Here is a 20,451-nt window from a genome sequence, read left to right as displayed (position 1 = left end):
CGCGCTCGGGTCGCCCACCCGTTCCCCAGCTCCGGAAGCGGTGTTTCGCGGCGCCGACTTCCGGACAAGGTGCGGCTCCGCGGGCCGCACCGGGCTTCGGACAGTCGCGAGTCCGAGCCCGTCAGGCAGGTCGTCGCCCGCCGCCCACGACCCCCGGGCGGCGGGCGACGGACCCGCCGGCACGCCGGCCGGGTGTGGGTGTGGGGAAGCGTCCACATCCGGCCGGCCGCCACCTGAGGTGCGTCTTCCTCCGCACCGACCGCTCCGGGCGACCGGGCGACGGTTCCCCCGTCGCGCGACCGCCCGCCCCGGCCACACGCGGAGGAGAGACCCATGCCGACCAGTCCGGCCCAGGCGCCCACGGTGCCCGCGCACGTGCTGCCGCACCGCACCCCCGCCCAGTTGCTCGCGGTGGCCCGCGAGGGGTTGGCCGAGGCCGCCCGCACCCGCCCCGACGGTCTCCGGTACGCCGCCGCCCACCTCGCGGCGCTGCGCGCCGCCGCCGCCGTGCTGGCCGCCCGGGCCCGGCCCGCGCCCACCCGACGCAACCGGATCACCAGCGTCTGGGTGCTGCTCGCCACCGTCGCCCCCGAGCTGGACGAGTGGGCCGCCTACTTCGCCGCCGGCGCCGGCAAGCGAGCCGCCGCCGAGGCCGGCATCCCCCGGGTGGTCACCGCCCGGGAGGCCGACGACCTGCTCCGGGCCGCCGAACAGTTCGTGACCGTGGTGGAGACCGCACTCGGCCGGCCGCACCAGCCGGCCCTCGACGGCCTGCCCCGGCCCCTGCACCTCGGCGGCTCCGACACCGCGCCGCGCTCCGGGTCGGCCGCCGCGCCGCGCCCCGGGTCGGCTGCCGCGCCGCGCCCCGGGGCGGCCGCCGCCTGAAGTCGTGGCGTCCGGCCGCCATCGGCGGGACCCGGGGGGCCGGACGCCGCACCACACGGTCCAGCGCACCACATGATCCACAGCACCAACCACGGGCCGGCCCGTGGCGAAAACACGACGGGGGGTTGGTCCGATGGCGGGCCGCATGGTGGTCGGCTCCGCCGCCCTGGCCGAGCTGGTGCGTCCGGCGAGCGCGCCCGACGCGGCCGGTGGCCACCGGGTGCTTCCCGTCCGGGCCGAGCTGACCGGGCTGCTGCCCAACCGTGGGCTGCGACGCGGCAGCACCGTCGCGGTCGGCGTCGGCCGACCCCGGCACAGCGGCGCCACCTCGCTGATCCTCGCGCTGCTCGCCGAGGCGTCCCGGGCCGGCTCGTGGTGCGCCGTGATCGGTGTGCCCACGTTCGGGGCCGGCGCGGCGGCCGAGGCCGGGATCGCCCTGGACCGGCTCGCCCTGGTGCCCGATCCCGGGCCGGAGTGGCCCACCGTCGTCGCCGCGCTCATCGACGGGGTCGACGTGGTGGTCACCGCCGTGCCGGCCGCGGTCTCCGCCGCGGTCTCCGCCCGGCTGGCCGCCCGGGCCCGGCAACGTGGCAGCGTGCTGGTCCCGTACGGCCGGTGGGACGGTGCGGACGTGACGCTCCAGGTGGTCCGGGGCGTCTGGCAGGGGCTCGGGCCGGGGCGCGGGCGGCTGCGCCGCCGCGAGGTGACCGTCTCGGCCCGTGGCCGGGGCGCCGCCGCCCGGCCCAAGGAGATCAAGGTGTGGCTGCCCGGCGACGAGCTGACCCGGGTGATTCCCCGCTCGGTCGGGTCCGGCATCCCCGCCGCCCCGGGCCGCCGGCTGCGCGTGGTCGCCCCGGTGGCCGGGCCGTGAGCGCCCCGGCGCGGGCGCTGCTGCTGTGGTGCCCGGACTGGCCCGTCCTCGCCGCCGAGATCGTCGACGGCGTGCCCGCCACCGACCCGGTCGTGGTGCTGCACGCCAACCGGGTGGTGGCCTGCTCCGAGCGGGCCCGGGCCGAGGGGATCCGGCGTGGGCTGCGCCGGCGGGAGGCCCAGGGCCGCTGCCCGCAGGTCACCGTGGTCGACCACGATCCCGGGCGGGACGCGCGGGCGTTCGAGCCGGTGGTGGCCGCCGTCGAGGAGGTGGTCGCCGGCGTCGAGGTGATCCGTCCCGGCGCCTGCGCGACCGCCGCCCGGGGGCCGAGCCGCTACCTCGGCGGTGAGGAGGCGGCGGCCGAACGGATCGTCGAGCACGTGGCCCAGAGCTGCGCGGTGGAGAGCCAGGTCGGCATCGCCGACGGGGTCTTCGCGGCCGGCCTGGCCGCCCGGGAGGGGCGGATCGTGCCCCCGGGCGGCACCGCGGCGTTCCTGGCCACCCGGCCGGTCGAGGCGCTCGGCCGGCCCGCCCTGGTCGACCTGCTGCGCCGCCTCGGCGTACGCACCCTCGGTGACTTCGCCGCGCTGCCCGCCGGGGACGTCCTGGCCCGGTTCGGCTTCGACGGGGCGCTGGCGCACCGGCTCGCCGCCGGGCGGGACGACCGACCGCTCGCGGTCCGGCAACCGCCCGCCGACCTGACCGTCACCGCCGAGCACGACGAGCCGATCGACCGGGTCGACGCCGCCGCGTTCGCCGCGCGGACGCTGGCCGAGCGACTGCACGAGCGGCTCGCCGCGTACGGGCTGGCCTGCACCCGGCTCGGGATCGAGGCGGTCACCGCGCACGGCCAGGAACTGCACCGGGTCTGGCGGCACGACGGCCTGCTCACCGCCGCGGCCATCGCCGACCGGGTCCGCTGGCAGCTCGACGGGTGGCTCTCCGGCAGCAACGGCCGGGGTGGGGCCCGCCCGGCCCGCCCGACCGCCGGCATCATCCGGCTGCGGCTGGTGCCGGACGGGGTGCTCGCCCAGGCCGGCCTGCAACCGGGGCTGTGGGGGGAGACCGGCGCGGAGCGGGAGCGGGCGCACCGCGCGTTGAACCGGGTGCAGGGCATCCTCGGCCCCGAGGCGGTGGTCACCGCCGTCCTGGGTGGGGGGCGCTCCCCGGCCGACCAGGTGCGTCTGGTCCCGTGGGGCGACGAGCGGGTGCCCGCCCGTCCCGGCCCGCCACCCCTGCCGGCCCTCCCGCCCCCGGGCGCCACACCATCCGTCGGGTCCGCCGAGTCGGGCCGGGCGGCGGTGCGGGCCGGTCGGCGGACCGGCCGGGCCAGGGCGGTGCCCGAGCCGCCGTGGCCGGGGCGGATCCCGCCGCCGGCGCCGGCCGTGGTGCTGCCCACCCCGCTGGCGGCCGAGGTGCACGACGCGGCGGGGGAACCGGTCGTGGTGAGCGCCCGGCTGGCGGTCAGCGCGGCGCCGGCCCGGCTGACCGTGGGCGCCGGCCGGCCGGCCGAGATCTCCGGGTGGGCCGGCCCGTGGCCGGTGGACGAGCGCTGGTGGGCGCCGGCCGAGGCGCGTCGGCGGGCCCGGTTCCAGGTCTGCCTGGTCGACGGCTCCGCCCTGCTGCTCGCCGTCGAGGGCGGGCAGTGGCTGGTGGAGGCGATCTATGACTGAGCGGCCCGCCCCGGCTCGGCGGCGTGCCGCCGTGCCGGGCCGACTTCCGCTCGCCGGAGGCTACGAACTTGATGGCGTAACCGGGTCACCCCGCCGACCTGTCGCCGCCGGTGTCGCTGCCACCGCCACCGTTGCCGCCACCGTCGCTGGTGTCGCCACCGCCTCCGTCGCTGGTGTCGCCACCGCCTCCGTCGCTGGTGTCGCCACCGCCTCCGTCGCTGGTGTCGCCACCGCCTCCGTCGCTGGTGTCGCCATGACTCATCCGTGCCATCAAGTTGGCAGGCAGCCGCGGGCAACCCTTCGACCGGCCGATACGGGAGATCTTGGAAGCTTCTGGCCCTCCCGGGGGCCGACATCTTCCAAGATCTCGGCAGACCGGAGGATCTCGACGGGTGCCGGGCGGGGGAGCGCGGCATGAGCTTCCACAACCCGAGGATGCCCTGGTCGAAGCTGGAGCAGGTGCTCTCCGGGCGAGCGAAGGGCGAGGGCGTCCGGGGCGAGCGGCACCTGCACGTGGTGGACCCGCAGGTGGTGGACCCGCTCGCGGTCGACGCCGACGGCGGTGACGCCCCGGCCTGGAGCCGCAGCCGTGCGGAGTACCGGCCGCCGGAGCTGACCCGCCCGGACGGCACGGTGCCCTACGCCGAGCTGCACGCGCACTCCAACTTCAGTTTCCTCGACGGGGCCAGCCATCCCGAGGAGATGGCCGAGGAGGCGGCCCGGCTGGGGCTCACCGCGCTCGCCGTCACCGACCACGACGGCTTCTACGGCGTGGTGCGCTTCGCCGAGGCGGCCCGCGCGCTGCGGCTGCCGACGATCTTCGGGGCGGAGCTGTCGCTCGGGCTGCCCGGCCCGCAGAACGGCGAACCCGACCCGCTCGGCCGGCACCTGCTGGTGCTCGCGCACGGCCACGAGGGGTACGCGCGCCTCGCCGCCACCATCTCCCGGGCCCAGTTGCGCGGCGGGGAGAAGGGCCGCCCGGTCTACGGCGAGCTGGAGCAGATCGCCGCCGAGCTGAAGGACCACGTGCTGGTGCTCACCGGCTGCCGCAAGGGGCACGTGCCGGCCGCGCTGCTCACCGACGGGGTCGACGCGGCGGCCCGGGAACTGGACCGGTTGACCGCGTTGTTCGGCGCGGAGACGGTGGCGGTGGAGCTGACCGACCACGGCCACCCGGTCGACGCCGACCGCAACGACGCGCTGGCCGAGCTGGCCGCCGCCGCCGGGCTGCCCACCGTGGCCACCAACAACGTGCACTACGCCACGCCGGGGCGACGTCGGCTGGCCACCACCCTGGCGGCGGTGCGGGCCCGGCGCAGCCTCGACGAGATCGACGGCTGGCTGCCCGCCGCGGCCACCGCCCACCTGCGCAGCGGCGCGGAGATGGCGGCGCGGTTCGCCGCGTACCCGGGGGCGGTGGCGCGGGCCGCCGAGTTCGGCGCGGAACTCGCGTTCGACCTGCACCTGGTCGCGCCGCAACTGCCGGCGTACCCGGTGCCGGCCGGGCACACGGAGATGAGCTGGCTGCGGCGGCTGACCATGGACGGCGCCCGGGAGCGCTACGGGCCGCCCGAGGCGCACCCGGAGGCGTACGCGCAACTGGAGCACGAGCTGCGGATGATCGACGAGCTGGGCTTCCCCGGCTACTTCCTGGTGGTCTACGACATCGTCACGTTCTGCCGCGAGCAGGACATCTACTGCCAGGGGCGGGGCTCGGCGGCCAACTCGGCGGTCTGCTACGCGCTGCGCATCACCAACGTGGACGCGGTCCGGCACCGGCTGCTGTTCGAGCGGTTCCTCGCCCCGGAACGGGACGGCCCGCCCGACATCGACGTGGACATCGAGTCCGACCGGCGGGAGGAGGTGATCCAGCACGTCTACGCCCGCTACGGCCGGGAGCACACCGCCCAGGTCGCCAACGTCATCTCGTACCGGCCCCGGTCGGCGGTGCGGGACGTGGCGAAGGCGTTCGGCTTCTCGCCCGGCCAGCAGGACGCCTGGAGCAAGCAGATCGACAGGTGGGGCTCGGTCGCCGCGGTCGACGTGGCGGACATCCCCGAGCAGGTGGTCGCGTACGCGAACGAGTTGCAGACCTTTCCCCGGCACCTGGGCATCCACTCCGGCGGCATGGTCATCTGTGATCGGCCGGTGATCGAGGTGTGCCCGGTGGAGTGGGGCCGGATGCCCGGCCGCAGCGTGCTCCAGTGGGACAAGGACGACTGCGCCGCGGTCGGCCTGGTCAAGTTCGACCTGCTCGGCCTCGGCATGCTGTCCGCGCTGCACTACGGCTACGACATGATCGGGATGAGCCTGGACCTGGGCGGGATGACGCTCGACGACCCCGAGGTCTACGACATGCTCTGCCGGGCCGACTCGGTCGGCGTGTTCCAGGTGGAGAGCCGGGCCCAGATGGCCACGCTGCCCCGGCTCAAGCCCCGCGAGTTCTACGACCTGGTGGTGGAGGTGGCGCTGATCCGGCCCGGCCCGATCCAGGGCGGCTCGGTGCACCCGTACATCCGGCGCAAGAACGGCCAGGAGCCGGTCACGTACGCGCACCCGCTGATGCGCAACGCGCTGGAGAAGACGCTCGGTGTGCCGCTGTTCCAGGAGCAGCTCATGCAGCTCGCCATCGACCTGGCCGGCTTCGACGCGGCCGGCGCGGACCAGTTGCGCCGGGCGATGGGGGCGAAACGCTCGGTGGAGCGGATGGCCCGGATCGCCGACCGGCTCTACGCCGGGATGGCCGAGCGGGGCATCACCGGTGAGCTGGCCGACGACGTCTACCGCAAGCTCACCGCGTTCGCCAGCTACGGCTTCCCGGAGAGCCACGCGATGAGCTTCGCGTACCTGGTCTACGCCAGCTCGTGGCTGAAGCGCTACCACCCGGGCCCGTTCCTGGCCGCGCTGCTCAACGCGCAGCCGATGGGTTTCTACTCGCCGCAGACGCTGGCCGACGACGCCCGCCGGCACGGGGTCCAGGTGCGCCGGCCGGACATCAACGCCAGCGGCGCCAAGGCGGTGCTGGAGTCGACGCCGGAGACCCGGTGGGGGAGCCTGCCGGGCGAGCCGCCGCACGCCTGGGGGCTGGGCGGGCCGGCGGTCCGGCTCGGGCTGGGCAGCATCCGTACCCTCGGCGACGACGCGGCCGAGCGGATCGAGGCGGAGCGGGCCGCGCACGGGCCGTACCGGGACATGCCGGACCTGGCCCGACGGACCGGTCTGACCGCCGCGCAGCTGGAGGCGCTGGCCACCGCGGACGCGTTCGCCGGTTTCGGGCTGACCCGGCGGCAGGCGCTCTGGGCCGCCGGCGCGGCGGCCCAGGACCGGCCCGGTCGGCTGCCCGGCACGGTGACCGGCGCGGACCCGCCCACGCTGCCCGGCATGGCGGCGGTGGACCGGCTGGTCGCCGACGTCTGGGCCACCGGCCTGTCCCCGGAGAGCCACCCGGCCCGGTTTATCCGGGGCCGGCTGGACGCGCTGGGCGCGGTGCCGATCGCCCGCCTCGGCCAGGTGGCGCCCGGGCAGCGGATCCGGGTCGGCGGGATCGTCACCCACCGGCAGCGGCCGGCGACCGCCGGCGGGGTCACGTTCCTCAACCTGGAGGACGAGACCGGCATGCTCAACGTCACGTGTTCGCCAGGGCTGTGGCAGCGCTACCGTCGAATCGCCCGCACCAGCGGCGCGCTGGTGGTGCGGGGCCGGTTGCAGCGGCACGAGGGCGTCACGAACCTCACCGCGGACCGGCTGGACGCGATCGAGCCGCCCGTCACGCCGGCGTCCCGGGATTTCCGTTGACCGTAGTGATCCACATTACGGTTTCCCGGGGCCGGACACGGGAGACTCCCGGACACGGGTGGGCAGAGCGGCCCACCCGGGTATGGGGGATGAACCAGATGACCTTTCACAGCACGTACCCCGGTGGCGTGGCCAACGCCCGACGGACCCGGCTCGGCGCCGGGTGGGCGCCCACCCACGAGATCGAGCCGCGCGAGCACCAGGTGACCGACGGCCCGGTGGCCAACGCCCAGCGCTCCCGCGCCGAGGAGGACCCGGCCGGCGGCGGCGAGTCCTGACCCCTAGGCTCGGCGGGGTGGAGCAGACCCGAACCCTCACCCCCCGCACCGCCGTGATCTGGTCGGTGCTCCGGGCCGAGCTGAGCCGGCGGGCCGACGAACGGCTCGCCGTGCTCGACGTCGGCGGCGGGACCGGCGGCTTCGCCGTCCCGCTCGCGGAGGCCGGCCACCGGGTCACCGTGGTCGACGCCAGCCCCGACGCGCTCGCCGCGCTGACCCGCCGGGCCGCCGAGGCCGGGGTCGCCGATCGGGTACGCGCGACGCAGGGCGACGCCGACGCGCTCGCCGGGCTGGTCGAACCGGCCTCGGTGGACCTGGTGCTCTGCCACTCCGTCCTGGAGGTGGTCGACGACCCGCAGCCGGTGACGGCGGCGCTGGTCGCCGCGTTGCGTCCCGGCGGCGCGGCCAGCGTGCTGGTCGCCGCGCGGGCCGCCGCGGTGCTCGGCCGGGCGATGAACGGGCAGCTCGACGCCGCCGCCGCGCTCGCCGCCGACCCGCACGGCACCGCCGGGGGCCGGGACACGCTGCGCCGCCGCTACGACGCCGACGGCGCGGCCGCGCTGCTCACCGCCGCCGGGCTCGTCGTCGAGGAGATCCACGGCGTACGCGTGCTCGCCGACCTGTTGCCGGCCGCCGTGGCCGACGGTCAGCCGGCCGCCCTGGTGGAGTTGGAACGGGCCCTGGCCGGTCGGTCGCCGTACCGGGACCTGGCCGCCCAACTGCACCTGTTCGCCCGCCGCCCGGCATGACCGGCCCGGTCCCGGCCCCACTGGACCGGGTCGCGCCCCGCTACGACGGCGGCGGCCTGGTCGACGTGCTGCCCAGCGCGCTGTCGCTGCTCGGCGTGCCCGGTGCGGTCGACCGGCTCGACCTGACGCCCCGGCTCGCCGGGGTCCGCCGGGTCGCCGTGCTGCTCGTCGACGGCCTCGGCTGGCACCAGATCCCCACCGCCGCCCGGTACGCGCCGACGCTGGCCGGGCTGGCCGCCACCACCGGCACACCGCTCACCGTGGGCTTCCCCTCCACCACCCCGACCAGCCTGGTCGGCCTCGGCACCGGCGCCCCGTCGGGCGCGCACGGCGTGCTCGGCTTCACGGTCCGGGTGCCCGGCACCGACCGGGTGCTCACCCACGTCGACTGGGCCGGCGACCCCGACCCGGTCCGCTGGCAACCGGTCCCCACCTGGTACGAGCGGGCCCGCGCCGCCGGCGTGGCGGTGACCGTGGTGAGCCGCCCCGAGTTCGCCGGCAGTGGCCTGACGCTGGCCGCCAACCGGGGCGGCGACTACCGGGGCGCGGCCGGGATCGACGCGCTCGCCGCCCGGATGCTCACCGCGCTGGCCGCCGGCGTCGGGCCCACGCTGGTCTCCGGCTACCACCCCGACCTGGACCGCCACGGGCACCTCAGCGGCGTCGACTCCGCGCCCTGGCGGACGGCCGCCGCCGAGGTGGACGCGCTGCTGGCCCGCCTGCTGGACGGGTTGCCGCCGGACGCCGCGCTGCTGGTCACCGCCGACCACGGCCAGCTCGACATTCCCGTGGGGCACCGGATCGACCTGGACGCCGATCCCCGGCTGCGGGCCGGGGTGCGGGTGGTGGCCGGCGAGCCCCGGGTCCGTTACCTGCACGTCGAGCCGGGCGCCGAGGTCGACGTGGTGGCCGCCTGGCGTGGGGTGCTGGGCGGGGCGGCCGACGTGCTGACCCGGGCGGAGGCGGTGGCCACCGGCTGGTTCGGGCCGGTGCCGGAGGCACACCTGGCCCGGATCGGTGACGTGGTGGTGGTCTGCCGGGACACGTACGCGGTGCTCGCCACCCGGTCCGAGCCGCCGATGGTGTCGCGGCTGGTGGCGTACCACGGCGCGGACACCGCCGCGGAGATGACCGTCCCGCTGCTGGTGGTCCGGGGCTGACCGGTCCGGCCGCGCCCGCCCGGACGGGGCTGACCGGTGGGGTTGTCGGACCGGCGGGCTAGCCTGCGGGGCATGGGCCGCAGCCAGTCGTTGCCCCGGGGCGGCGGTGACCCGCGCTTCGGGCCGGACGCCGACGACACCGCCTGTTCCATCCTGCACGTCGACATGGACGCGTTCTTCGCCTCGGTGGAGGTGCGTCGCCGCCCCGAGCTGCGTGGCCGGCCGGTGGTGGTGGGCGGCGTCGGGCCACGCGGCGTGGTCAGCTCCGCCAGCTACGAGGCCCGGGAGTTCGGGGTCCGCAGTGCGATGCCCACCGCCCGGGCCCGGGCGCTCTGTCCGGGCGCGGTCTACCTGCCGCCCGACTTCACCGCCTACTCGGCCGCGTCCCGGGCGGTCATGCAGATCTTCCGGGACGTCACCCCGCTGGTCGAGCCGCTCTCCCTGGACGAGGCGTTCCTCGACGTGGCCGGTGCCCGCCGGCTGTTCGGGCGACCGGCGGCCATCGCCGCGCTGATCCGTCGCCGGGTGGCCGAGGAGCAGCGGCTGACCTGCTCGGTCGGGGTGGGGCCGACGAAGTTCGTGGCCAAGCTGGGCTCCACCCGGGCCAAGCCGGACGGCCTGCTCGTGGTGCCCGCCGACCGGGTGCTGGACTTCCTGCACCCGCTGCCGGTGTCGGCGCTGTGGGGGGTGGGGGAACGCTCGGCGGAGGCGTTGCGCCGGCTCGGCCTGCGTACGGTGCGCGACCTGGCGGAGGCGCCGGCCGGTCTGCTGCGCCGGGCGGTGGGCGAGGCGTCCGCGACGCACCTGCACGAGCTGGCCCGGGGGCGGGACCCGCGCGGGGTCTCCCCGGAGCAGGTGGAGAAGTCGATCGGGGCGGAGGTCACGTTCGACACCGACGTCACCGACCCGGTCGAGATCCGGCGCGCGCTGCTCGCCCTGGCCGAGAAGGCGGGCGCCCGGCTGCGGGCGGCCGGTCAGGTGGGTCGTACGGTGTCACTGAAGGTCCGGTTCGCCGATTTCCGCACGATCAGTCGTTCCCGCACGCTCGGCGTGCCGACCGATACCGCACGGGAGATGTTCGACACGGCCTGGGCGCTCTGGCTCGCTCTCGCCCCTGGCGAGGCGGTTCGCCTGGTCGGCGTACGGATGGAGGGGTTGGCCGCGGCGGAGGAGACGCCGCAGCAGCTCACCCTGGGTGCACCGGAGCGGGGGTGGCGGGAGGCGGAAGCGGCGGCGGACGCGGCGGCCGCCCGTTTCGGGCGGTCCGTCATAGGTCCGGCCAGTCTTCTCGGCCGGCGCGATCCACGACAAGTCGAAAAACCGACCCGGCCGTAGGTCGTCCCGCTTTCCGACGCGCGAGCCCCCTCGTAGACTTGCGGGTAAGCAGCCGGTTGGCTGCCACGGTCTGTCGGCCCGACCGGGCCGACCAACGTGACCGGGGAGGAGTGCCGTGCCGCTCTCGGAGCACGAGCAGCGGCTGTTCGAGCAGATCGAGCGGTCGCTTGCCGAGGATCCCAAGTTCGCCTCGGCCGTGCGCGCCAGCGACCCGCGTTTCCACGCGCGGCGTCGCGTGCTCGTCGCTGCCGGCGTGGTCGTCGCTGGTCTGGCACTGTTGATCTACGGTGCCGTGATCAAGATTCCTGCGGTGGCCGTGGCGGGCTTCGTCGTCATGCTGGCCTCGTTGGGTTACGCGGTGCAGTCGCACCGCAAGTCCCAGTCGCCCGACCTGCACGTGGTGGGCGGCACAACGACAAGTCGGCGTCGTCCCCGTGGCCGCAGTGGCCGCCGGGGCTCCTTCCTCGATCGGATGGAGGACCGCTGGCGGCAGCGCCCGGAGGGCCACCGCTGACCACGCCCCGCCCCTGACCCGGGCGGGGCCGCGACGGACGCTTGCCGGCGTGCCGGCAAGCGCATTCGCCACGTCACCCCCACCCCGTGCGTTGTTCCCCTGATTCACGGAAAGAGTGGTTATCCGGGCCCGGATAACCACTCTTTCCGTGAATCTGCGAAGGGGAGGGGAGAGGGGGCGGGGGTCAGCGGGCGGGGCGGTTGGCCAGCAGGCGACGTGGGTTCCAGCGCAGCATTCGCTGCCGGGCCTGCCCGGTGACGGTGACCAGGCGGGCCGACCGCTCGGCCAGGGCGTTCTGCCACCGCGCCAGCACCGACGGCGGCAGCACCGCCGCCAGCAGTCGGGTCCGCCGGTCCGCCCGGGCGGCGAGCGCTCCCCGGACCGTCCGCAGGGCCGGCTGCAACTCGGCGTCGGTCAGCGGGTCACGGGCGTACCGGGCCCGCTCCTCGGCCCGACCCAGCAGCCGTACCCCGGTCACCGCGCCGGCGTCCTCGACCAGCGCCTCCCGGCTCAACCGCTCGGCAGTGGCCCGCGGCGTCTCCGTGCCGTCCACCGGCACATGGAAGTCGACAAGCGTGTCGAGCAGTTCGTCCCAGGCGGCGTGCGCGTCGACGCGGGCCGCCTCGGCGTCCACCCCGACCACCATCTCGGGGCCGCGGCCCCGCTGCCCGGGCACGGCCATCGCGGTGGCCGCCGGCAGGGTCGCCCGGACCCGCCGCCGACGACGCAGCGCGGAGCGGCGCAGGGCCGGCACGGCCAGCAGCGCCAGCAGCGCGAGCACCCCGGCCAGCCACCACGGCCAGACCCGGTCCTGCCGGGTCGGCCCGTTCTCACCGACCGCCAGGCCCTGGTCGGCGTCCTTGTCCAGGCGGTCCGGTTCGTTCGGGCCGGCCGACGGGTCGGTCGCGTCGGGCGCGGCGCTGCTGCCCGGCGCGGGGGTGACCTCCTCCGGGGCGTCGGTGTCCGGGGCCCAGGCCGACCGCACCGAACCCGGGATGCTCGCCGCCGGGGTGGCGTCGAACGGCACCCAGCCGATCCCGCCGAAGTAGACCTCGGTCCAGGCGTGCAGGTTCTGGTTGGTCAGCACGTAGGAGCCGTCGCCGCCGTTGCTGCCGTTGGTGAACCCCACCGCCACCCGGGCCGGTACGCCGGCCGCCCGCACCAGCCAGGCCATGGCCGCCGCGTACTGCTGGCAGTAGCCGACCTTGGTGGCCAGGAAGTCGGTGATGTCGTCCCCGCTGCTGCCGGCGCGGGTGGAGAGCGCGTAGGTGAACCCGTTCTCCACCGAGAAGTAGTCGTAGACCGCCCGGACCTTGTCGTAGTCGGTCTGCCGGCCCTTCACCAGCCGTTCGACCAGCCGGTCGACGGCCGGGACCGACGGGGTGACGGTCTGCTGGCGCAGCACCGCGCTGTCCGACGGCAGGGACGGCGCGGCGCGCAGCGCCGCCGGGCTGAACGTCGACCGTACGTAGTCGAAGGAGTAGCGCTTGCCGCGGGCGTTGTCGCGGCTCGAGAAGACGATCTGCTGCTGCGGGTCGTAGCGCCAGTTGCCGGCCAGGTCATCGGTCTTCACCGGCTCGGCGTAGACCGGCATCAGTGGCATGTTCAGGTTCTTCGTCACCTCGACGGTGGCGCGGTAGCGCTGCTGCTCGACCCCGCGGGGCGCGCGTTCGGCAGGGTCGGGCAGGCCGCGGGTGACCGGCTGCCCACTGGGCACGCGCGCCTGGAAGCCGCTCGGCCGCAGATCGTCCACCACGCCGAGGCGCAGGTAGAACGGGTTCGGCTCGTTGGTGGTGACCTTGACGAGGTCGAACCGTTCGCTCTGGTTGAGCTGCCCGCTGAGCGCGGCGAACAGGTCGATCCGGCCCGTGCTGCCGCCCTGGCCGGGCCGCCCGTTGCCGTCGCCGGGGCCGGTGCCGAGGTTGTTCATCAGGCCGCCGGTCATCCCCGGCACGGCCAGCGGCAGCGCCACCGCCACCACCACCCCGACCACGGCCAGCCGACGGCCGGCCGCGGCCAGCGGCGACGCCTCCCAGACGTCGACGTCGCGGCCCTCGCCGGTGAACCGGCGACCGAACCGGCGCACCCGGTCGACGTTGTCGGTGACCAGCAGCCACAGGTAACCGGCGGCGCCCACCACGAACGGGGTGGCCGGGACGCTGTCCACGTAGACCGCCACCGGCACCGAGTAGATGGCCAGCATCGGCAGCCCGGCCAGCGCCGGCCGGCGCAGCCCGACCGCGAGCACGTCCACCACCACGGCCACCGCGCCGATGCCGAGCACGGCGAGGAAGAGCAGCGAGTCGACGTCGGGCACCTTGACGCCGTAGCCGCGCATGTCCTGCAACGAGGTCTGGAGCAGGTCACCGAAGTGGGCGAACGTGGCCGGGGTCGGCACGAACGCGAACGCCTCGGTGCCGCCCGGGAATACCCACGTCAGGCCCAGCGTCAGGCCGGCCAGCATGGCCAGCAACTGGCCCCAGAGCGGGGCCCGTCCCAGCCGGGCCAGCGCCGCCGCGCCGGCCACCACGGCGACCACGATGGCCGCCTGGACCAGCCACGTCCAGCGTTCGAAGATCGCCGACAGCGGGGCCGCCGCCAGCAGCGTCGCCGCCGCGGCGACGAAGCCGATGTTGCGGTGCGGGATCACCGAACCACCCTTCCGGTCATCGCATGCCTCCGGCGACGGTCTCGGCCAGCGCCGCCCGCAGGGCGAAGCCCTGGGAGCCGCGCCCGGCCTGCGGCCACAGCGCCGGCAGCCGGTTGCCGTGCTCCACCCCGATCACCCGCCAGCCGCTCTGCAGCAGGGCGAGCGCGGCACTGCCGTGCGCCCGCTCCGCCTCGGCCCGTGCCTTCGGCGCCAGGTTCAGCCAGGTGTTGCTGTCGAGCAGGAACGCCACGCAGGTGGCGCCGTTGCCACGCAGCCCGGCCAGCAGCTCCGCCTCGGCGTCGCCGAGCGTGCCGAGCAGCGCGATGATCAGGCCGCCGTCGGCCCGCTGCCGGACCTGCTGCACCAGCGTGGTGATCTCGCCGCGTCGGTCGAGGTGCACCTCGGCGAGGTGATCGAGGAGCACCCCCTCGCCGCCGGCCTCGGTGGCGCCCACGTCGGCGCCGTTGCCGGTGACCAGGCGCAGCTTGTAGCCGGCCTGGCGCAGGTGCACGGCGATGCTGGCGGCGGCCGAGACGGCCCACTCGAAGCTGGCCGTCGGACCCTCGCCGCGATGCCCGGCGGCGCGGGTGTCCAACACCACCGTCGCCCGGCTCTCCCAGGGCTGCTCCTCGCGGCGCACCATCAGCTCGCCGGTGCGCGCGGTCGACTTCCAGTGCACCCGGCGCAGGTCGTCGCCCATCCGGTACTCCCGGGTGGCGGCGTCGTCCTCGCCGTGCACGGCCACCGAGCGGGCCCGGCTGTCGCCGCTGCCGGCGTACTCGCCGGGCAGCCGCACCGCGGGCAGCGGGGTGACCTGGGGGATCACCGTGAGGTGGTCGGTGCTGGGGAACGAGCGGGTCAGCTCGCACAGCCCGAACGGGTCGGTCAGCCGGATCACCAGCGGGCCCACGTCGTAGCGGCCCCGCACGTCGGCCCGGACCGTGTACGCCACGGAGCTGGCCTGGTGCGCGCCGAGCCGTTCCAGCACCACCCGGGGCCGGCTGCCCAGCGCGTAGGGGAGCCGGTCCTCCAGCAGCAGCGTGCCGGTGGGCAGCCGGGACAGGTTCTGCAACCGCAGCACCACCCGGGAGCTGGCGCCCACCGGCACCCGGTGCGGATCGAGCGTGCGGTTGCAGGCCAGCTTGTAGCGGCTACGACCGACGTACGCGGCGGCCAGCAGCGGCAGGACGGCGAGCAGGACGGCCACCCGGAGCAGGTCCTTCTCACCGAGGATGGCGGCGGAGATCGCGGCGGCGACCGCGGCCGCCAGGAAGGAGCGCCCGCGGGTGGTCAGCCCACGCAGCCCGTCGCGCACGTCACGGCCTCCGCGGCTCGTACGGCCCCCGGCCGTTGCCGTTGCCGGTGCCACCGGGCCGGGTGTCGTACGGGGAGCGCTGCCGGTCGTGCGGCAACGGCAGGCGGTGCACCAGCTCGGCGACGATCGCGTCGGTGGTGCGCCGGGCCAGTTGCGCGTCCGCGGTCGGGATGATCCGGTGTGCCAGCACCGGCACCGCGAGTGCCTGGAGGTCGTCCGGCAGGACGTAGTCGCGGCCCTCCAGCGCGGCCACCGCGCGGGCGGTGCGCAGCAGTTGCAGCGTGGCCCGCGGGGAGGCGCCGAGTCGCAGGTCGGGCGCCTCTCGGGTGGCGGTCACCAGGGCGATCGCGTACTGCTTGACGGCGTCGGCGACGTGCACTTGGCGGACGTGGCCGATCAGCCGCCGCACGGTGGCCGCGTCGGAGACCGGGCGCAGGCCGGACAGCGGGTCGGTGGCGCCGTGTCCGTCCAGCATGGCCAGCTCGGCGTTCGGGTCCGGGTACCCCATCGCGATGCGGGCGGTGAACCGGTCCCGCTGCGCCTCGGGCAGCGGGTAGGTGCCCTCCATCTCGATCGGGTTCTGCGTCGCGATCACCATGAACGGCGTCTGGAGCTGGTAGGTCACCCCGTCGACCGTGACCTGCCGCTCCTCCATGCACTCGAGCAGGGCCGACTGGGTCTTCGGCGAGGCCCGGTTGATCTCGTCGCCGACCACCAGGTTGGCGAAGACCGCGCCGGGGCGGAACTCGAAGTCGTGGGTCTCCTGGTTGTAGACGCTGACGCCGGTGACGTCGCTGGGCAGGAGGTCGGGGGTGAACTGGATGCGGCGGACCGAGCAGTCGATGGAACGGGCCATCGCCTTGGCCAGCTTGGTCTTGCCGACGCCGGGAACGTCCTCGATGAGCAGGTGGCCCTCGGCGAGCAGCACCGCCAGGGCGAGCCGGACGGTGGCCGTCTTGCCCTCGATGACCTGCTCGATGTTGGCCACGACGGCCTCACTGGCGGCACGGAACTCGTCGTGCGGCAGCAGACCGCCCACCTCGTCCCAGGTCTGTTGTGTCACGGGCCTCCTCCTCGTCGCCGGAACGGCAGCTCTGTATAGAGCACCTGGACCCGCCGTTGGGTTCGCGACGCCGAGCCTCGTCTGCCGCACGCATCTCACTGGCCTCTCAGGCTAACCATGTTTGCCGGGAACGCCGACTCCCGCAGGTGGTCGGTCGGTTACGCCCGGAATATTCGCCGGACGGGGGACCGGGGTACACTGCGACCCATGGCCGGAGTCTTCCTGCTTCTTACCGAGCCGTGCTGATGCGCTGAACGCGCGACAGCACGGCCGCCCCTCCTGCGCGAGGGGCTTTTTTGTGCCCCCAGCAGACCTGAGGAGACGCCATGAGTGAGGCAGCCGCACCGGCCACCGACATTCCCCCGTTCCGGTACACCGCCGCCCTGGCCGAGGAGATCGAACACCGCTGGCAGGACACCTGGGAACGGGAGGGCACCTTCCACGCCCCGAATCCGACCGGCCCGCTGGCCGACCCGGGGCACCCCCGAGCCGGCGCCGAGAAGCTGTACGTGCTGGACATGTTCCCGTACCCGTCGGGCGCGGGCCTGCACGTCGGCCACCCGCTGGGCTACATCGGCACCGACTGCTACGCCCGCTACCAGCGGATGGCCGGCCACAACGTGCTGCACGCGATGGGCTTCGACGCGTTCGGCCTGCCGGCCGAGCAGTACGCGGTGCAGACCGGCACCCACCCGCGGACCACCACGGTGGCCAACATCGCGCGGTACAAGGCGCAGCTGCGCCGGCTGGGGCTGGGCCACGACGAGCGGCGCTCGGTCGCCACCATCGACACCGAGTTCTACCGCTGGACGCAGTGGATCTTCCTGCAGGTCTACAACTCCTGGTACGACGCGGACGCGCGCCGGGCCCGCCCGGTGGCCGAGCTGATCGCCGAGTTCGAGGGCGGCACCCGGCCCACCCCGGACGGCCGCCCCTGGGCGGAGCTGACCGTGGCCGAGCGCCGCCGCGTCGTCGACGACCACCGGCTGGCGTACGTCTCGGAGGCGCCGGTGAACTGGTGCCCCGGGCTGGGCACCGTGCTGGCCAACGAGGAGGTCACCGCCGACGGTCGCTCCGAGCGGGGCAACTTCCCGGTCTTCAAGCGCAACCTGAAGCAGTGGATGATGCGGATCACCGCGTACGGCGACCGGCTGCTGGACGACCTGGACACGCTGGACTGGCCCGAGCCGATCAAGCTGATGCAGCGCAACTGGATCGGCCGGTCCACCGGCGCGCACATCGACTTCCCGACCGACGCCGCCGCGGTGCGGGTGTTCACCACCCGGCCGGACACCATCTTCGGCGCCACCTACCTGGTGCTGGCGCCCGAGCACGAGCTGGTCGACGCGCTGGTGCCGGCGGCCTGGCCGGCGGGGACCCGGGACGCCTGGACCGGCGGGCACGCGGGCCCGCGCGAGGCGGTCGAGGCGTACCGCAAGGCCGCCGCCGCCAAGACGGACATGGAGCGGCAGGCCGACACCCGGGAGAAGACCGGCGTCTTCACCGGCGCCTACGCCGACCACCCGGTCACCGGCGCGCCGGTGCCGATCTTCATCGCCGACTACGTGCTGGCCGGCTACGGCACCGGCGCGATCATGGCGGTGCCCGCCGAGGACGAGCGGGACCACGCGTTCGCCGAGGTCTTCGAGCTGCCCGTGGTGCGTACCGTGCAGCCGCCGGAGGGGTTCACCGGCGGGGCGTACACCGGGGACGGGCCGCGGATCAACAGCGCCGCGCCCGCGGCCGGCCTGGACCTGAACGGCCTGGGGCTGGCCGACGCGAAGGCCCGGGCCATCGGCTGGCTGGAGGCCGAGGGGCGCGGCGTCGGCGCGACCACCTGGCGGCTGCGGGACTGGCTGTTCTCCCGGCAGCGCTACTGGGGCGAGCCGTTCCCGATCGTGTACGACGAGACCGGGGCGCCGATCGCGCTGCCGGAGTCGATGCTGCCGGTCGAGCTGCCCGAGGTGGACGACTTCTCGCCGAAGACGTTCGACCCGGAGGATGCCGCCAGCAACCCGGAGACCCCGCTGTCGCGGCGACGCGACTGGGTCGAGGTGGAGCTGGACCTGGGTGACGGGCCGAAGCGGTACACCCGGGAGACCAACGTGATGCCGCAGTGGGCCGGCTCCTGCTGGTACGAGCTGCGCTACGTCGACCCGACCGCCGCCGACCGTTTCGCCGAGCCGGAGAACGAGGCGTACTGGATGGGCCCGCGGCGGCCCGGCGACTGCGGGGGAACCGACCTGTACGTCGGCGGCGCCGAGCACGCCGTGCTGCACCTGCTGTACGCCCGCTTCTGGCACAAGGTGCTGTTCGACCTGGGGCACGTCTCCTCGTTCGAGCCGTACCGCCGGCTGTTCAACCAGGGCTACATCCAGGCGTACGCGTTCACCGACCCGCGCGGCGCGTACGTGCCGGCCGAGGAGGTCGTCGAGGTCGACGGCCGGTGGTTCCACGGCGAGACGGAGGTCCGGCGCGAGTACGGCAAGATGGGCAAGTCGCTGCGGAACGTGGTCACCCCGGACGACATGTGCGCGGCGTACGGCGCCGACACGTTCCGGGTGTACGAGATGTCGATGGGCCCGCTGGAGGTGTCCCGTCCGTGGGAGACCCGGGCGGTGGTCGGCTCGTACCGGTTCCTGCAGCGGGTCTGGCGCACGGTGGTCGACGAGGGGACCGGCGCGTCGCGGGTCACCGACGCGCCCGCCGACGAGGCGACCCGGCGGCTGCTGCACAAGGTGATCGACGGGGTCCGCGTCGACATGGACGCGATCCGGTTCAACACCGCGATCGCCAAGCTGATCGAGCTGACCAACGGCCTGACGAGGCTGGCGGAGACGCCGCGCGAGGTGGCCGAGCCGCTGGTGCTGATGGTCGCCCCGTTCGCCCCGCACATCGCCGAGGAACTGTGGCGCCGGCTGGGCCACGACACCTCGCTGACGTACGCGGACTTCCCGGTGGCCGACCCGGCCCTGCTGGTGGCCGAGTCGGTGACCTACCCGGTGCAGGTCAACGGCAAGGTCCGCGGCCGGGTCGAGGTGCCGGCCGACGCGCCCGAGGACGTGGTCCGCGCGACCGCGCTGGAGGCGGTCGCCGGCGTGCTGGCCGGCAAGGAGCCGCGCAAGGTGATCGTGGTGAAGGGCCGGATGGTCTCGGTCGTCGCCTGACCCCAGGTCGGGGGTCGTGGCCGGTCGCCGTCCGGGACCGGAGAGGTGACTCCGCGGAGCCTACGAACGTGATGGCGTGGATGACTCGCCGGCACCACACGCCGGGAGGCGTCGTGGCTGAGCCACCTACGCCATCAAGTTCGTAGGCACTCCCAGGCGCAGGCCGCACCGGGGACGTGTCTCCACGCGACCCGGGCCGCGGGCCGGTGGCCCGCCGCGAGTGCGGGCGGCGGTCAGGTGGTGCCGAGCGCGGCGGAGACCGCCCGGCGGTGTCGGTGCAGCCAGTCGTGCCAGCCGCGTACCGTCTCGACCGCGCCGGCGGCGCGCAACCGGCGCATGCCGGGCTCGTCCCGGTCGGCGCCGGCGTCGATGCCCCGCCAGGTGGTCCCGATCTGGTCCCACATGACCGTGACCAGTTCGGCGCGGGGGAGCAGCCCGCCGGCCGGGCCCTCGTAGGCGTCACAGAGCAGCCGGCAGCGACGGCCCAGCTCGGCCGGGTCGGCGTCGCCGCCGAGCGTGCCCCAGTGCCAGCCGGCGAACGCCACGTCGTCGATGCGCCGACCCGGACCGGCGAGGTCCCAGTCCAGCAGCGCCACCGGCACCGGACCGGCCGGTCCGGCCCGGTACACCGTGTTCTTCGGGGACAGGTCCCGGTGGCAGACCGTCTCCGCGCCGCCGGCCAGCCCGGTGCCGGCGCAGGCGTCGTGCAGCGCCCGGACCAGCCCGGCCAGGCCGGTCAGCGCCGCGTCGGCGAAGAAGGCCGGCTCCTCCCGGTCGCGCCACGGGACCACGCCGTCGATGTGGGAGAGCACCTGCCGGCCCTGTTCGTCCACCCCGAGGTACGCGGGCGCGATCCCGGGCGCGGTCGACGCCAGGTGAACCAGCAGCGCGGCGACGAAGTCGGCGTTGGCCGGCCGGGTCCGGCGGACCGTGTCCCCGACCCGGACCACCTCGGCGATGAACCCGCCGGGCAGCGTCTCCCCGGTGCCGGCCACG

The 20,451-nt window shown here is 75.3% G+C and carries 14 protein-coding genes; 10 read left to right on the top strand and 4 right to left on the bottom strand.

What is annotated here, in order from left to right:
• The first annotated feature begins 333 nt into the window (after nucleotides 1-333).
• From OG767_RS23545 to OG767_RS23505, 9 genes are all read left to right on the top strand, one after another.
• Complete coding sequence (locus OG767_RS23545; RefSeq protein WP_405090542.1) at nucleotides 334-885, top strand: SAV_6107 family HEPN domain-containing protein; 552 nt, start codon at nucleotides 334-336, stop codon at nucleotides 883-885.
• A 133-nt stretch (nucleotides 886-1,018) separates the two neighbouring features.
• Nucleotides 1,019-1,756 (top strand): hypothetical protein, encoded by a 738-nt coding sequence (locus OG767_RS23540; RefSeq protein WP_405090541.1) that lies wholly within the window; start codon nucleotides 1,019-1,021, stop codon nucleotides 1,754-1,756.
• Nucleotides 1,753-3,429, top strand: a complete 1,677-nt coding sequence (locus OG767_RS23535; RefSeq protein ID WP_405090540.1) for a DNA polymerase Y family protein — start codon at nucleotides 1,753-1,755, stop codon at nucleotides 3,427-3,429. The genes OG767_RS23540 and OG767_RS23535 overlap by 4 nt, the downstream gene beginning before the upstream one ends.
• Before the next feature lie 414 nt (nucleotides 3,430-3,843).
• A complete protein-coding gene (locus OG767_RS23530; RefSeq protein WP_405090539.1) occupies nucleotides 3,844-7,224 on the top strand; it encodes an error-prone DNA polymerase in 3,381 nt (1,126 codons plus the stop codon).
• A 98-nt stretch (nucleotides 7,225-7,322) separates the two neighbouring features.
• Nucleotides 7,323-7,502 carry a hypothetical protein gene (locus OG767_RS23525; protein WP_089157237.1) on the top strand — a complete coding sequence of 60 codons (180 nt, stop codon included), beginning with the start codon at nucleotides 7,323-7,325 and terminating at the stop codon, nucleotides 7,500-7,502.
• 17 nt (nucleotides 7,503-7,519) lie between these two features.
• A complete protein-coding gene (locus OG767_RS23520; RefSeq protein ID WP_405090538.1) occupies nucleotides 7,520-8,251 on the top strand; it encodes a methyltransferase domain-containing protein in 732 nt (243 codons plus the stop codon).
• Nucleotides 8,248-9,411 carry an alkaline phosphatase family protein gene (locus OG767_RS23515; RefSeq protein ID WP_405090537.1) on the top strand — a complete coding sequence of 388 codons (1,164 nt, stop codon included), beginning with the start codon at nucleotides 8,248-8,250 and terminating at the stop codon, nucleotides 9,409-9,411. Before OG767_RS23520 ends, OG767_RS23515 begins: the two co-directional genes overlap by 4 nt.
• A 72-nt stretch (nucleotides 9,412-9,483) precedes the next feature.
• The gene (locus OG767_RS23510; protein WP_405090536.1) at nucleotides 9,484-10,746 is read left to right on the top strand and encodes a DNA polymerase IV; all 1,263 of its coding nucleotides are present in this window, start codon (nucleotides 9,484-9,486) and stop codon (nucleotides 10,744-10,746) included.
• Nucleotides 10,747-10,861: 115 nt separating this feature from the next.
• Nucleotides 10,862-11,260, top strand: coding sequence for a DUF3040 domain-containing protein (locus tag OG767_RS23505; RefSeq protein WP_405090535.1), 399 nt, complete (start codon nucleotides 10,862-10,864; stop codon nucleotides 11,258-11,260).
• Between the two features lie 184 nt (nucleotides 11,261-11,444).
• Here OG767_RS23505 and OG767_RS23500 read toward each other — a convergent pair whose 3' ends face one another.
• From OG767_RS23500 to OG767_RS23490, 3 genes are read right to left on the bottom strand one after another with little or no spacing between them, the layout of a single operon-like run.
• Nucleotides 11,445-13,910, bottom strand: coding sequence for a DUF3488 and DUF4129 domain-containing transglutaminase family protein (locus OG767_RS23500; RefSeq protein WP_405090534.1), 2,466 nt, complete (start codon nucleotides 13,908-13,910; stop codon nucleotides 11,445-11,447).
• 16 nt (nucleotides 13,911-13,926) lie between these two features.
• The gene (locus OG767_RS23495) at nucleotides 13,927-15,225 is read right to left on the bottom strand and encodes a DUF58 domain-containing protein (protein WP_405090533.1); all 1,299 of its coding nucleotides are present in this window, start codon (nucleotides 15,223-15,225) and stop codon (nucleotides 13,927-13,929) included.
• Nucleotide 15,226: 1 nt separating this feature from the next.
• Entirely contained in the window at nucleotides 15,227-16,288 is a 1,062-nt protein-coding gene (locus tag OG767_RS23490; protein ID WP_405090532.1) for an AAA family ATPase, read from the bottom strand.
• Nucleotides 16,289-16,614: 326 nt separating this feature from the next.
• Here OG767_RS23490 and leuS point away from each other — a divergent pair, with 326 nt between their 5' ends.
• Entirely contained in the window at nucleotides 16,615-19,455 is a 2,841-nt protein-coding gene (gene leuS / locus OG767_RS23485) for a leucine--tRNA ligase (RefSeq protein ID WP_405090531.1), read from the top strand.
• Nucleotides 19,456-19,688: 233 nt separating this feature from the next.
• Here leuS and OG767_RS23480 read toward each other — a convergent pair whose 3' ends face one another.
• Nucleotides 19,689-20,450: a phosphotransferase gene (locus OG767_RS23480; RefSeq protein WP_405090530.1), complete on the bottom strand. Its 762-nt coding sequence runs from the start codon at nucleotides 20,448-20,450 to the stop codon at nucleotides 19,689-19,691.
• Between the last annotated feature and the right edge of the window lies 1 nt (nucleotide 20,451).

Origin of the sequence: Micromonospora sp. NBC_01392 (assembly GCF_045040125.1) — a bacterium.
Classification (GTDB): Bacteria; Actinomycetota; Actinomycetes; order Mycobacteriales; family Micromonosporaceae; genus Micromonospora.
This window is presented reverse-complemented; position numbering and strand designations above follow the sequence as displayed.

Bases quoted from the DNA above. Each gene is read 5' to 3' on its own strand.
- OG767_RS23530 (WP_405090539.1), top strand. From the start codon at position 3,844: ATGAGCTTCCACAACCCGAGGATGCCCTGGTCGAAGCTGGAGCAGGTG.
- OG767_RS23545 (WP_405090542.1), top strand. From the start codon at position 334: ATGCCGACCAGTCCGGCCCAGGCGCCCACGGTGCCCGCGCACGTGCTG.
- OG767_RS23525 (WP_089157237.1), top strand. From the start codon at position 7,323: ATGACCTTTCACAGCACGTACCCCGGTGGCGTGGCCAACGCCCGACGG.
- OG767_RS23510 (WP_405090536.1), top strand. From the start codon at position 9,484: ATGGGCCGCAGCCAGTCGTTGCCCCGGGGCGGCGGTGACCCGCGCTTC.
- OG767_RS23540 (WP_405090541.1), top strand. From the start codon at position 1,019: ATGGCGGGCCGCATGGTGGTCGGCTCCGCCGCCCTGGCCGAGCTGGTG.
- leuS (WP_405090531.1), top strand. From the start codon at position 16,615: ATGAGTGAGGCAGCCGCACCGGCCACCGACATTCCCCCGTTCCGGTAC.
- OG767_RS23515 (WP_405090537.1), top strand. From the start codon at position 8,248: ATGACCGGCCCGGTCCCGGCCCCACTGGACCGGGTCGCGCCCCGCTAC.